This is a genomic window from Streptomyces sp. KR55 (assembly GCF_052245645.1).
GTDB classification, from domain to species: domain Bacteria; phylum Actinomycetota; class Actinomycetes; order Streptomycetales; family Streptomycetaceae; genus Streptomyces; species Streptomyces flavusporus.
In genome coordinates this window covers 14641-27859 of the sequence record NZ_JBQQCE010000073.1, presented here as the reverse complement: position 1 = coordinate 27859, position 13219 = coordinate 14641, and the positions used below count along the sequence as shown (strand labels likewise).

Annotated in this window: 12 protein-coding genes and 2 pseudogenes; 5 read left to right on the top strand and 9 right to left on the bottom strand. The window is 69.6% G+C overall.

Going from position 1 to position 13219, the window contains the following annotated elements; all coding sequences use genetic code 11:
- Positions 1-130: 130 nt before the first annotated feature.
- From ACTWQJ_RS13660 to ACTWQJ_RS13650, 3 genes are all read right to left on the bottom strand, one after another.
- Positions 131-538: a hypothetical protein gene (locus tag ACTWQJ_RS13660; protein ID WP_443306901.1), complete on the bottom strand. Its 408-nt coding sequence runs from the start codon at positions 536-538 to the stop codon at positions 131-133.
- A gap of 84 nt (positions 539-622) precedes the next feature.
- Positions 623-1285, bottom strand: a complete 663-nt coding sequence (locus ACTWQJ_RS13655) for a hypothetical protein (RefSeq protein ID WP_443306900.1) — start codon at positions 1283-1285, stop codon at positions 623-625.
- Positions 1286-1436: 151 nt separating this feature from the next.
- Positions 1437-2714, bottom strand: a complete 1278-nt coding sequence (locus tag ACTWQJ_RS13650; RefSeq protein WP_443306899.1) for a hypothetical protein — start codon at positions 2712-2714, stop codon at positions 1437-1439.
- A 500-nt stretch (positions 2715-3214) separates the two neighbouring features.
- Here ACTWQJ_RS13650 and ACTWQJ_RS13645 point away from each other — a divergent pair, with 500 nt between their 5' ends.
- Positions 3215-3925, top strand: coding sequence for an alpha/beta hydrolase (locus ACTWQJ_RS13645; protein WP_443306898.1), 711 nt, complete (start codon positions 3215-3217; stop codon positions 3923-3925).
- Positions 3926-3975: 50 nt separating this feature from the next.
- Here the strand turns inward: ACTWQJ_RS13645 and ACTWQJ_RS13640 are convergent.
- Positions 3976-4131, bottom strand: a pseudogene (locus tag ACTWQJ_RS13640) (DUF4291 family protein); the annotation flags it as partial.
- A gap of 213 nt (positions 4132-4344) precedes the next feature.
- Here ACTWQJ_RS13640 and ACTWQJ_RS13635 point away from each other — a divergent pair.
- Positions 4345-4845 carry a DUF6924 domain-containing protein gene (locus ACTWQJ_RS13635; protein WP_443306897.1) on the top strand — a complete coding sequence of 167 codons (501 nt, stop codon included), beginning with the start codon at positions 4345-4347 and terminating at the stop codon, positions 4843-4845.
- A gap of 420 nt (positions 4846-5265) precedes the next feature.
- The gene (gene msrA, locus ACTWQJ_RS13630; RefSeq protein ID WP_443306896.1) at positions 5266-5778 is read left to right on the top strand and encodes a peptide-methionine (S)-S-oxide reductase MsrA; all 513 of its coding nucleotides are present in this window, start codon (positions 5266-5268) and stop codon (positions 5776-5778) included.
- 249 nt (positions 5779-6027) lie between these two features.
- On the opposite strand, the pseudogene msrA (ACTWQJ_RS13625) reads toward msrA (ACTWQJ_RS13630), so the two are convergent.
- Positions 6028-6740: pseudogene (gene msrA, locus ACTWQJ_RS13625) on the bottom strand (peptide-methionine (S)-S-oxide reductase MsrA).
- Positions 6741-6939: 199 nt separating this feature from the next.
- Between msrA (ACTWQJ_RS13625) and ACTWQJ_RS13620 the strand changes: the two are divergent.
- Complete coding sequence (locus ACTWQJ_RS13620) at positions 6940-8949, top strand: zinc ribbon domain-containing protein (protein WP_443306895.1); 2010 nt, start codon at positions 6940-6942, stop codon at positions 8947-8949.
- A gap of 179 nt (positions 8950-9128) precedes the next feature.
- Here ACTWQJ_RS13620 and ACTWQJ_RS13615 read toward each other — a convergent pair whose 3' ends face one another.
- Complete coding sequence (locus tag ACTWQJ_RS13615) at positions 9129-10247, bottom strand: hypothetical protein (protein WP_443306894.1); 1119 nt, start codon at positions 10245-10247, stop codon at positions 9129-9131.
- Between the two features lie 143 nt (positions 10248-10390).
- Between ACTWQJ_RS13615 and ACTWQJ_RS13610 the strand changes: the two genes are divergently transcribed.
- Positions 10391-11545, top strand: a complete 1155-nt coding sequence (locus tag ACTWQJ_RS13610) for a cystathionine gamma-synthase (protein WP_385780695.1) — start codon at positions 10391-10393, stop codon at positions 11543-11545.
- Positions 11546-11558: 13 nt separating this feature from the next.
- On the opposite strand, the gene ACTWQJ_RS13605 is transcribed toward ACTWQJ_RS13610, so the two are convergent.
- The 3 genes from ACTWQJ_RS13605 to ACTWQJ_RS13595 form a co-directional block, all read right to left on the bottom strand.
- Positions 11559-11807, bottom strand: coding sequence for a hypothetical protein (locus ACTWQJ_RS13605; protein ID WP_443306893.1), 249 nt, complete (start codon positions 11805-11807; stop codon positions 11559-11561).
- A gap of 13 nt (positions 11808-11820) precedes the next feature.
- On the bottom strand, positions 11821-12324 hold the full coding sequence (locus tag ACTWQJ_RS13600) for a sigma factor-like helix-turn-helix DNA-binding protein (RefSeq protein ID WP_443306892.1): 504 nt from the start codon (positions 12322-12324) through the stop codon (positions 11821-11823).
- Between the two features lie 319 nt (positions 12325-12643).
- Positions 12644-13150, bottom strand: coding sequence for a MarR family winged helix-turn-helix transcriptional regulator (locus tag ACTWQJ_RS13595; protein WP_385263790.1), 507 nt, complete (start codon positions 13148-13150; stop codon positions 12644-12646).
- Positions 13151-13219: the final 69 nt, after the last annotated feature.

The following is a 13219-nucleotide window of genomic DNA, read 5'->3' as shown; positions in this document are numbered from 1 at the left end:
CGCAAGATGTCCAACTACCACCTCAAGAGAGCCGAGCACCGGCACTGGCCCCAGCCGACCCGGACAGCCACCGACGCCGTCGTGATCCACACGCCAAGACCACCAGACCCGTAACGCAACGGCATTGCCCTTAGGCGGCGTAATGAGCCGAGTGCTCCTCGACGGAGAAGCCCTCGAAGTCGCCGGCCTCCTCAGCGTCGAGCAATCGTCGGAGTGCCGCTTCGGCTTCGGGCAGGCATTGAGATGCCAGGTACGCCTTGGTCCTGGCCAGTCCGCTCCCGCACAGCAACTGGATGTCGATCGAACAGTCGGCATCCATGCTGGCGGACTTGGCCTTCCAAATGAGCAGTAGATCGTCGAGGCCCCCGGAATTGAACAGCTGAACGCAGCACAGCTTCATCAGCTCCGTGTCACCGTCACCCTGCGCCCGCTTCTCCCGTCGGGTGTGTGCGATGAGCAGACTTCGTACATCGTCAAGGTTCACGTCGGCGGGGTTCAGGCCGTATCGGTGCAGGCTCTCGTCTTCATTCATAGCCATGCTTTCACTGGAGGAGCGGACAAGTGGTCGTTCCGGAACACGCCTTGTCGGTATCTGTCGGGCTCGACACGCAGTCCGGTTCGGTCAGAGCTCGGCGCTGCTGGAGTGGCTGTTGTCCGTCCCACGTGTCCACAGGGAAATGTCGCTGCTCGTCGCTACGGCAATGGTCTGTCCGGAGGGCGAGAAGCCGACTGCTCTGAGTTCGGAGTAGTGCGAGTGAAAGATGTGCCACCACCGCTCTCCATGCGGACCGGCGTGGGGCAGCCCGCCATCACGAGACAGCAGGACACGATCGTTCGGCCAGGCCGGGGTGACGACCTCCAGAGTCCAGCCGTCCGCGGTGGTGGTGTGAAGTCCTCCCCCGAAGAGCCCGGCGATGCGCACTCTGCTTCCGGCAACTGGTCCCAGCCCGGGGCACGACAGATCGGCAACCGCGTCGGGAGTGCTGTCCTCGGGATCGGGGTCACGGTCCCGGGCGATCTTCTCTCCCGTGACGGCGTCGAAGAGGCCGTGGCCGTCGTGGGAGACGACCATCACCAGATCGTGGCCGTCGTCGGGGTGCGAAGCGAAGCCGATCCCGAGGAGCCCGCCGACGGGAACGCGGCGCTCGAAGACGGGCTGCCAGGGCTCGGGCGCGGGAACCACAGGGACGGCGAGAAGCCTGTCCCGCAGAGCGCGTTGGTAGGCGGAGAGCTCCGGTTCATGCCCTGACTGCTCGACCGGACCCGCCTGCTTCGTCCACTTCATCACCGGTCCATGATCCACGCTTCGGATCACTCCGTGCCCGTGGATCGGACGCCGAGGAGGCCGTCCGCACCCTGACAGATCTGGGACTGACCCTGCACCCGTCTCCGAGCTCGGCGAACGCGCCCTTGCCATTCGCTGGTCACGTGACTTGTCAGCCGAGCAGGTCGACGACCTCGTGGTAGTCGTCATAGGCCTCGCCGTACTGTTTGGCGGCGACAAGGAACATGGAACGGTCGGTCAAGGCTCGTGCCAGCGTCTCCTGGCTCTGCTCCGTGCCTGCCAGGTCGGTCAAGCGGCGCGCGAGCGCCACGCCTTCATTGAAGAGCGGGCGGAGGGGCTTCAGGATGCGGTGACTGCGCTTCTCCCAGTAAAGGGCCGAACGAATGGTGAGCCTTCGGTGCAGGGCTACCAGGGCGGGAAGATGTTCGCGCGGGTCTGTTTCGGCCACCTCTCTCAGGCTGGCGACCTCTGCTTCGAGGTTGGGCAGGCCGTCGAAGTATGCCTGTTTGATGTCCGGTGACCAGTCGAGGAAAGGGAAGCCGAACGGAGGCGTCGGTGTACCCGGAAGCGGCACGGGCTCCGCCGAGCTGCCCGACAGGGCGTACAGAGTGGTCCACCACGACAGGATGTTGCTCCAGCTCTTGCGTTCTCCGGTTCTGTCCAGCTCGGACAGCAGGGCAAGGGCCTCCTGTCGGACCCTGCGGGCCTCCACGTGGTGCCCAGCCACGTCCAGCATCCCGGCCTGGTGGACCAATTGCCATGTCAGGATGGCCAGCGCAGTGCTTTCCTCATCGAGTTCGGCACGGCTGGTGTCCACGATGTCCGCGAAGGCTTTCAGGGCCGCCTCATGGTGTCCAGCGGCATCCAGCTCGGCCGCCCATTCCAGCATGGTCCAGAAAGAGACCTTCGCCGGGCCTTCCGAGCGAGCGGCCTGCACCAACTGCCCGCAGAGCTCCGCGGCCTCCTGGTGATTGCCGTTCTCGGCCAAGGCGGTGGCCAGCGGTCCGTGCCCGTACATGGGACTCTGCACTTGACCGTGCGCGAAACCCCACCGTCCGGCCGCGGCCATCTCCTCGCATATGGCGAAGCCCTCAGCCCGCCGTCCGACGGCGTACAGCTCGCAGCGGTACGCGGACAGAGCCCGGACAAGCAACTCGGTCCTCCTGGGATCGCCTGCATCGATGCGCCGTGCCGTGGCAGCCGCCTCGGCGTGGCGCGCCAATCGCACCTCCGGCCGGTCCCGGACCTCTGGCGCGTATCCATAAGAGAGCAGTGCCTCTGTCAGCTTCGGCAGGTAGGTCAGCGGACTTACCAACGAAAGCACGCGGTACGCCTCGACCTGTTGGCCGACGCTCGGTCTGCCTGATCCGAGCAGTATCGTGCGAGCCCGCAGCACCGCATCCTGATCGACCTTGTCGGTGTGATCCATGACGGGGATTGTGAGAGCCGGAGATGAGGCTGGACAAGGCCGCTGAGCTGTGCCTTTGGCTCTATGAGAACGGTCTCCGAGCTGTCATGCTGAAGACAGCATCGCCGCTCGGCGGCTCAACTCGCCGAGGTGGCCGACGATTGACGCCGAGAACGGGAGCCCGCACCGCCCCACTTGCTCCTGTCGCGACCCGTCATGGGAAGAGGCTGTGAACGCCGCTTGATGACCCCGGTCAAGCCACGTTCACAGTCCTTGTCCCTCAAGGTGGGCGGCGGGATCTCTCGGGAGGGTGGCAGGCTGGGCATCGGCGGCCTGCGGATCAGGCGGCCCTGTCGATCAGATCGAGCAAGCCCGCACGCGTCTTCAGGTGCTCGCGGCGAGGGCCAGCCGATGGCATGAGGAAATTCGCGCGCAGAGGAAAACGGTTGACCTTCGGGCTGGACATGATGGCCTGGACGTGCGGTCGTCACGGGGCGGCTGGGAAGCTGAGGGAGGCCTGGATGCGGGTCGTATTCGTCCATGGCGCGTGCGCGCAGGATGCCGACTGGTGGTGGAACCGGATGGTGGAGCCACTCGCCGCCCTGGGGCTGGAGAGCCGCAGTGTGGAACTGCCCAGCTGCGGCGAGCGGGCGGGCGCCGCGTACAGGGCGGATTTGTACGCCGACGCTGACGCGGTGCGGTCCGTGCTGGACCAGGAGCCTGGGCACCCCGCCTTGCTGTGCGGGCACTCCTACGGCGGGATGGTGATCACCGACGCCGCCGCGGGCAGGGACGACGTCAGCCACCTCCTCTACATCACCGCGGTCGTGCCGGACCGCGGTGAATCCCTCGCCTCCCTGGCCGGACCTGAACCCGCCCCCTGGGTCGTCCCGCGGGATGATGGCACGGTCGTCCCGAATACGGCGGTCGACCTGCGGGGCGCCTTCCTGCACGACTGCGACGAGGAGGCCGAGGCGGGCGCCTTCCGGCGGTTGGGACCGCAGTCACAGGCGGTCTTCGCTCAGGCTCCGCGCGGCATCGCCTGGCACAAGACCCCCTCGACGTACGTCGTCTGTACCGGGGACCGGGCCACGCCGCCGGCGAAGCAGCGGGAGTTCGCCCGGCGGGCGTCCAGTGTGATCGACCTGCCGACCGGCCACCATCCGTTTCTGTCCCACCCAGGGCTACTGGCCGACCTGATCGGTGAGGTCGCCCGCGGGGTCGGAGAGTAGATCCGCTTGGGGTCCGCATCCTGCCAGGACCATGGATGGGGCTGTGAACGCGGCTTGATGACCCACGTCATGCGGTCCCGCTTCCATGCGGCGGGGAAACGGCCCTGGCGAACCGCGGGCATACCGATCTCGGGGGAGTACGCCTGATAGACGGTGATCGTGGATGCCGTGTGTAGCGCGCGGATCCTGCGTTGCGGTTCTTCCATGGAGCACAGGGTGAGGCCGACGGATCCCTGTCGGCCATTGATTTTCGACGCGGCTGCTTCCACGGGACGACTCGGCCGTGGCACCGCGCGCCCGACGACACCGGGACCGAGTCCTACCGCCTCAGGCCACCCAGGACCGACCCGCGGGCGTGACAGACGGCCCATGAGACAGTCACGGCACGGATCACCGATCGTCACTGAGGAGAAGGATCCATGAGAGCGTTGCCCGCCGTCACCGGCCATGATGAGTTCGATGCCCCGGTCGTCAGGACCGACTACGACGACGACCAGGCGTGGCAGGACGTGGCGGCGGCGCTGATGGAGCCCTGGGGAGACAACAAGCAGTACGAGGCGCACGTCCACTTCATAAACGATCCGGCCTGGGCAGGGGCGACCGTTGACGAGGTGCTGACTGCGGTCAGCGCCGCCGAGGACCTGTCCGTTGTCTTTCTTGCCGACCAGACAACCATGCAGGCTGAAACCCACGCGCTGCTGGCGGTCACCACGCTGACGCGCGAGGAGTGCGAGGACGATGAGGACTACGAGCAGCTGACCGAGTTCGGCCGCGAGTTCCGCACCGTCCCCGCCGGGGTGCACGACGTCTACGCGAACCTGAGCATCGGCAACCTGGGCTTCGAGGAGTACGCGGCATGGGCCCACGATGATCCCGAGGGGATCTACCGGTCCTTTGAGCAGTCGGCTGCTGAGAGGTGAGCGGGTCACGGGTCTACGCCCTCGACCGGCGAGCCACAGCTGGTCGGACGTCCGTCTTGGCTATGCCGGTGGGGCAGGAGGGCCCCAGTTGCTCACAAAGGGCTCACTTGGCTTGAGCCCATGCCGCCGATGCCGCGGTAGCCGTAGGGGTTTTGCTGTCGGAGAAGTACTGCTGGTATCTGCAGTCGGCAGTATTGATGCCGTCACGATAGGGCTCTCCGGATGAGGCCACCGGCGTGGGGGAGGCAACAGGTCGGTGCGCTCCTCGCGGCGGTCGGCGACCGGCGGCCGCCGCGCCGGTTGGACGGGCACGGAATCGCTTGGAACCCTCGCGCGTTGAGGCGATTGGGTATGGGATGCCGGTGGTGTGCGAGCCGAGCAGCCCAAGTGACCGAGCTGACAGATATTGGAGGGGCCGCAATGGCTGCGCAGACGCAGAGGGCCGTGCTGGCGGGCGGATGCTTCTGGGGGATGCAGGACCTGATCCGCCGGCTCCCGGGCGTGACGGCGACCCGCGTCGGATATACCGGGGGTGACGTGCCGAACGCGACGTACCGTAACCATGGCACGCACGCGGAGGCCATTGAGGTTCTTTTCGACCCCGAGAAGACCGACTTCCGCGCGATCCTGGAGTTCTTCTTCCAGATCCACGACCCAAGCACCAAGAACCGCCAGGGCAACGACATCGGCCTCAGCTACCGATCGGCGATCTACTACGTGGATGACGAGCAGAAGCGGATCGCCGAGGACACGATCGCGGATGTGGACGCCTCCGGACTGTGGCCGGGCAAGGTCGTCACCGAGGTCGAGCCGGTCGGCCCCTTCTGGGAGGCCGAGCCCGAGCACCAGGACTACCTGGAGCGTTACCCGGACGGCTACACCTGCCACTTCCCGCGCCCGGGATGGCGGCTGCCCGCCCGCGCGGAGAGCTGACCTTGCGAGGCGGCCCGGCGGAGGGCGGAGGCTGACAGGGCCGAGGCTCCGCGGCCGGGCCATGCTTGCGCCTGCGGCGCATAGGCCGCACGGATCCCGCGTTGCGGTTGTCCATGGCGTACAGCGTGGAGTCGGCCGGTTCAGGCGGCCACTGATTTCGACTGCCGTTCGCTGCGACGGAGAGCGCCAGCCGCAGCACCGTGCGGATTGCCGGTGCCACGGCGCCCTCTTCAGTACCTACGGCACTGGCTACTTGTCCGTGACCTCCGGCGCCGGAGCGACACCCGTCGGGCAAGACGCCCCCCAGTTCGTCCCGAACGGGGTACTTAGCTTGACCCCCGTCCCGCCGATCCCGCAGTATCCCGCCGGGTTTTTGTCGAGGTACTGCTGGTGATATGCCCCGGCCGGGTAGAAGGTGCGTCCCTCGGCCGGGAGGATTTCCGTGGTGATCCTGCCGTAGCCCGAGGACGTCAGGACCTTCTGGTACGCCTCGCGGGAGGACTCGGCCGCGGCTGCCTGGGCCAGGGTGTGGGTGTAGATCGCCGAGCGGTACTGGGTGCCGACGTCGTTGCCCTGGCGGAAGCCCTGGGTCGGGTCGTGGGCCTCCCAGAAGGTCTGCAGGAGCTTCTCGTACGAGATCAGCGTCGGGTCGTACACCACGCGGACCGCCTCCTGTGGCCGGTCAGGCCCGAGCAGACCACCTCGTAGGTGGGGTGCTCCGTGTAGCCGCCCTGGTAGCCGACCAGGGTTGTCCACACGCCCGTCGGGAGCTGCCAGAACTTGCGCTCGGCGCCCCAGAAGCAGCCCAGGCCGAAGTCGGCGATTTCCAGGCCCTCGGGGTAGAGGCCGAGCAGGGGGTTGCCGAGGACGGTGTGGCGGTCGGGGACTGTGAAGGCCGGCTCGGGGCGGCCCTTCAGCGCCTGCTTGGGGGTGGGCAGGGTGGGCGTATGGCCGAACAGCATGTCGCAGGGTCTTCAACTGTTGGCGGTTTTGCTGCGTTTTCCTGAATGAATCGGGGTGTGGTCGCCGGGTGCGTGTCTTTGTGCGGTGGTCGGTCGTTAGGCCGATCGGATGCGGGGATGTGCCCGGTTCGGGGCCATGGATGGGGTGGTGAGTGTGGGCCGGTTAGTGGCGACGGCGACATGTACCGCCTTCCGTGGTGTGATCGAGGGCAGTGGTGAGCAGGTCGGCCAGGCCTTGCTGTATGAACGAGTGGATTTCCTCGCCGGGTTGAGCCGCGAGCTGACCGGCCGTCTGGTGGCTTCCCGGTGGGACGAGGACTCGCTGGATGTGCTGGCCGCCGGTGTCGAGGGGCAGGGCGTAGTACTGCCGTCCAAGGGGTGGATGGCGATGCGCCGCCTGGGCTGGCCCACGGATGCCGCTCCTGCCGAGGGGGTGTATGTGTCGGACCGGGTGCGCCGGGGTGCCGAGGAGTACGCGGCGCGTACCCTGCGCCTGGCGGTGCACCGGCGCACTGTGGTGGCGGCGGTCCTGGCCACCTGGCCCGCCGATCCCCGAGGGCGCACCGGGGCGGAGTGGGCCGCGTTGCGGGCGCTGCTGCCCGCCGGGGTCAGTGGTGCGGAAATCCGTAACCGGACCCGGCAGGTGCGCGCGTATCTGGCCGAGCATGGACGCCTGCCCGCCGGGTTGTGCGAGCTGGAGGAGCCGCCCCGGGTCGCGGCGCAGGTGCTGCTTGCCGCGATGGACCGCCAGCAGGTCACCCTGCAGCGCCTGGACGAGACGACAGCGCGGTTGCGGGTGAAGCTCCCGCTGTGCGCGGCACCGGCCTCGGGGCGGGAGTGGGCCTGGCATGTGATCGACCTGCGTCTGCCGGGCACCGTTGACCCAGACGCGGTGCTGCACACCCCCACCCTGCGCCCCACCCGGGCCGGGCGGATCGCCGTGGACCTGCCGCACACGCGCTCCGCCCCGGCCGCCAAAGCTTCTGGGCACACCGTGGCGGTGGGTTTCGACTGGGGGGTGAACACTCTGCTCACCGGCACGGTTGGCCGCCTGACCGGGCGGGGCGCCACCGGGCGGGTGGTCACCGACGGCCGTCGCTTGGTCTTCGACGCCACCGCGGTCAGTGCGAAACTGCACCGGCTGCGCACCCACCGCGAACACCTCGCCGCCAAACGCGACCACTACCGTGCCCTCGCGGACGGACTGGGTGTCCCGCGCCGTGCCTGGGCCGACCTGCACCGGCGGGCCGAAGTGCTGGAGCGCGAGCATGTGCGGGTGTGCGCCCGCATCCGCCACCTGAATCAGGCGCTGGCGTGGGCGGCGGCCCGCTGGGCCGTCGACCAGACCGTCGCGCTCGGCGCCACCGCGATCTACCTCGAAGACCTCGCCACCCTGGAGGCGCGCGGCCGCAGGCGCGGTAACGCCCGCCTGTCGGGGCAGGTCCGCGGCACCGTCGCCGAGGCGATCCGGCACCTGGCCGCGAAGGCGGGCATCGCGGTGGTCACCGTCCCCGCCCGGGATACCTCCGCGCTATGTCCCGGCTGCCTCGGACCGCTGGGCCATCACCCTGGCCCGGACCGGCTCGATGAGCGCGGCTGGACATGGGCCCACTGCGCAGTGTGCGGGCTGTCGATGGACCGCGACCACGCCGCTGCCCGCCGGATCGTCTCGCGTGGTCTGCTCGCCCAATCCCACACCGCAACCGAGCGCGCCACCGGTATCCGGACCATCCGCACCACCGTGGACGGCACCGTCCGCAGTGTGCGCCGCCCCAAACGAACCACCCGCCGCCTGCGCCGCGCCCGCCGCCAGGCAGCCGCACCACCCCGGCCGTCCGGGCCGAAGACCACCCCCGGCAAGATGTGCCCCACACCGGCCCGCCGGTCACTGACTTCCCGCCGTATGCCCGATGTGCGTACGGTCCCCGCCACCACCCCTACCGGGGTGGTCCAGCGTCCGGTGGGGCATGACACCCAGGCACCAGCACCTCACGGTCCGGTGCCAGGTCATGGAGTACCCGTGCCACCCTGGCCGGAGCCTGTTTGGGCCGGCCGGGTGCGGCTCTCACGCGGAACCTGTCGACGACGCTCCCGCGCCGCCGAGCGGACCGGCTTCCACCACCTGCACGCCACCGAAGTCCACACCCTCACCTCGAGGTTCGGACCCCACGATGGCGACAAACGGCCACGCCGCGCCCGAAAAGCCTGAGTTACTCAGACACACACAGAGTTCCCGAGACGCTCCTTCGTCTCCTCGCCGGGTTCCCTCGTGGAGTTCCGGGGTTCGCCCTGGACGGGGCGGCAGGTGGTGAACGCATGCGGGCCGTCCCGCATTCCGGCACTCGGCCCGCCTGCCGCCACGGACTGCGATCAGGGCGTACGGCAGGTTCAGTGCAGCAGCGTCGCCGGGCTGCCGCCGTTCGCCTCGTAGCCCGCCACGGCCAGGGCCCGGTAGACCGCGAACTCCGCGGCCGGGTCGGGCGACAGCGTCCAGGGCAGGGCGCCCACATGGCCGTCGATGTGTATCAGCTGGCTCATGGCCTCCGACCAGCGCTCGGAGCGGACCAGGAAGAACACCAGCAGATGGCGGACGTGCGCCAGCATCGGGTCGTCGGGGCGGGCCGAGTGCACCGCGTGCAGGGCGCCGTGGATCGCCTTGGTCACGACCTCGCTCTGGTAGAAACTGGCGACCAGATTGACCTCGGGCAGGTGCTCGAAGACCGCGAACAGCGGCATCGCCGCCAGCAGCGAGCCCTGCGGGGCACGGGCCGCCGCGGCCTCCGCGAACTGGGACGCCAGCTCGCGCGAGCCGTGCCACTTCTCGCACCAGTAGTGCAGCGCGGCGAGGTGCGCTCCCATGTGGTTCGGCGCGCGGTCCAGGATCTTCAGCCAGAGCTGCTCGAACTCCGCGCGCGGATAGGCCAGGCCCCGGGCCACCGACAGCTCGATGATGTACGGGATCGGGTCACCGGGGGCGAGCAGCGCCGCGTCGCCGCAGGCCGCCTTCGCCTCCTCCATGATGATCCGGAACTCGTCCGTGCCGGGCGTCGCCGTCCGCCACGCCTGCTGCACCAGGAACTCGGCGTGCACCGCCGCGCCGCCAGCGTCCTTGGGCGCCTCGGCCCGCCACACCCGCAGCCACTGCCCGCCCGGCGTCTCGCTGACGCCGCCCGGCCGCTGCTGGAGCTCCAGCGACGCCGCGCCCGCGAAGGCCTGCACGCGCTGCCAGCGCAGCTCGCCCTCCGCCTCCGTACCGGCGAGGAGCTGGGCGGCGGCCCGGTGGTCCTGGGTGCGCTGCACCAGGTCCAGCACGTCCACCAGGTCCTGGTCGGGGCCGGGCATGCGGACGTCCAGCTCCTCCTGCCGTACGAATCCGTAGTTCGCGGGGTCCGCGGCGTCCGGGTGGCCCGGCGCGACCAGCTCTATCCCCCTGCGCCTGCGCATCACGAACGGACCCAGCACGAAACCGATCATGAGCAGACCCATCAGGACCCAGAGAATTTCCATGCATCAAGCGAACCAGACGTGGCCGAGGATTGGCCAACCCCCTCCCTCGGACCCTGTGGAAAACCGCGTCCGACGGCAGGCGGGCGCCTGCGCCGCGCCGTGGCGGCGGCATGCGGAGGACGAGCGCACTACGCTCGGTTCTCATGAGCGACAGGCACATCAGTCAGCACTTCGAGACGCTCGCCATCCACGCGGGCAACACGGCCGACCCCCTCACCGGTGCGGTCGTCCCGCCGATCTACCAGGTGTCCACCTACAAGCAGGACGGGGTGGGCGGTCTGCGCGGCGGCTACGAGTACAGCCGCAGCGCCAACCCGACCAGGACCGCCCTGGAGGAGAACCTCGCCGCCCTGGAGGGCGGGCGCCGTGGACTCGCGTTCGCGTCCGGACTGGCGGCCGAGGACTGCCTGTTGCGTACGCTGCTCAGCCCCGGCGACCACGTGGTCATCCCCAATGACGCGTACGGCGGCACGTTCCGCCTGTTCGCGAAGGTCGTCGCCCGGTGGGGCGTGGAATGGTCGGTCGCCGACACGAGCGATCCCGCAGCCGTACGGGCCGCCATCACCCCCAAGACCAAGGTCGTGTGGGTGGAGACCCCCTCCAACCCGCTGCTCGGCATCACCGACATCGCCGCCGTCGCCCAGATCGCCCGGGACGCGGGCGCCCGGCTCGTCGTCGACAACACGTTCGCCACGCCCTACCTCCAGCAGCCGCTGTCGCTCGGCGCGGACGTCGTGGTGCACTCCCTGACCAAGTACATGGGCGGCCACTCGGACGTCGTGGGCGGCGCGCTGATCGTGGGCGACGAGGGGCTGGGCGAGGAGCTGGCGTTCCACCAGAACGCGATGGGCGCGGTCGCCGGGCCCTTCGACTCCTGGCTGGTGCTGCGCGGCACCAAGACCCTCTCCGTGCGCATGGACCGGCACAGTGAGAACGCGGCCAGGGTCGCCGACATGCTCACCCGGCACGCGCGCGTGACGCGGGTGCTGTACCCGGGACTGCCGGATCACCCTGGTCACGAGATCGCCGCCAAGCAGATGCGATCCTTCGGCGGCATGGTCTCCTTCCAGGTCGAGGGCGGCGAGGAGGCGGCCGTCGAGGTCTGCAACCGCGCCAAGGTGTTCACCTTGGGTGAGTCCCTCGGCGGTGTCGAGTCGCTGATCGAGCACCCGGGGCGGATGACGCACGCCTCTGCGGCCGGTTCGGCCCTGGAGGTCCCCGCCGACCTCGTACGCCTCTCCGTGGGCATCGAGAACGCGGACGACCTCCTGGAGGACCTCCAGCAGGCGCTCGGCTAGCTGGCCGGCGCGCTCACCAGCCCGTCAGTGGTGGAGTCGTCTCTGACGGCGGCTCCACCCAGGGGCGGGCCGTGAGCGCCCACACGGTGAACGCCACGGTTACGGCGAACAGCAGCAGCCAGCCCAGGCGCAGGGCGAGGGCCCTCCGTCGCAGCAGGCGGTTGCCGCGGCGCACGGCCTCGGCGCAGAGGTCCGGCGGTACCCGCGGCGGCGTCCGCTCCATGATCCGCCGCGCGGCCGCTTCCCGTTCCAGCCGGTTCACCGCAGACCCCCGATCACGACGCCGCCACTTTCGCTTCCGTCACCGCCGGTGCAGGCCCCCGGGGCGGATGGAGGACCGTCGCCGTCGCCCGGTCGCACAGGGCGCGGACGCGTTCCGTGGGCAGCCCGAGCAGCGCGGCCGTCTGTTCCTCGGCGACCCCTTCGTACAGCCTGAGGACCAGGATCAGGCGCTCCTGCGGGGTGAGGTGGGCGAGTGCGCCGGCGGGGTGCGGGCGGGCCCGGCCGAAGGCGCCGTACTGGTGCCAGGCGCCGTGCGCGAAGCGGGTGGCGAGGTACCGGCGGGTGCGGTCGTAGGGGTCCTCGCCGCGCAGTCGGTTCCAGCAGGCGTAGGTGTGGGCGAGGGCCAGGGTCAGCAGGCGCCGCGCGCGCGGGTTGTCGTCCGGGGCCTCGGCCGTGAGCAGCGTGGCGGTGTGCAGCAGCCGCCCCGCCGCGCCGGCGACGAACGCCTCGAACTCCCGGGCCCGGCGGGCACCTTGGGACGCTTGCCGTTCTCGCACCGCGCCTCCCGCCTGAGGCCGACCTGAGGATACGGATCCCGGTGGCATACCCGGCCCACCGGATGTGAACCCGCGTACGACCACGAGGACCCGGTCTCATATGAGGCCAGCGGTGGGCTTTCGGTCAAGAGCCCGCGCACCATGCGGCATGCCTCGGTTGTCGTGGAAGATCGCGCTCCACGCGGCGGGCGCGGGGAGGGGCTGGTGAGGGGCGGTGGAGTCCCGGCACCACGCGCGCGTGCCCGCCCCCGGCCCGGAGCGGCACGCGGCGTCTGGTAACTCCCGCCGCACGCGCGCGTGCACGTGTCTCACCCGTGGCTCAGGAAGCCGACTGCGGCTCCGTCCCCGGCACGCCCTGCGCCGCCATCCGTGCGGAGAGCGCCAGGTTGAAGCGGGTGAGGAGTGTGCAGAACGCCTCGCGCTCCTCGGGTGCCCAGTCGTGTGTGAGCTCGGCCATCAGCTGACGCCGGGACGAGCGCACTTCCTCCAGCCGGGACAGCCCGCGCGGGGACAGCTGGAGCACCACGGCACGCCCGTCCTCGGGGTGCGAGGTCCGCTTGACCAGGCCCGTGTCGACTAGGGGAGCCACCTGCCGGGTGACCGTCGACGAGTCGATGCCCATGCTCGCGGCGAGCGCCTTGACGCCCATCGGCCCCTCCTTGTCGAGCCGGTTGAGCAGCAGGTACGCGGCGCGGTCCATGGAGTTGCGCACCTGTCCGACCCCGCCGAGCCGGGTCTGTTCGGCACGCCGGGCGAACACCGCCACCTCGTGCTGCAGCGCGTCGAGGAGGCCGGTGTCACCGACGGTCGTCATGTCCATCGACATTTCAGGTGTTGTGGGCATGGCCGGGGGCTCACTTCATACTGGGTGCTGGGTTGGGGGACAGGGTACGCG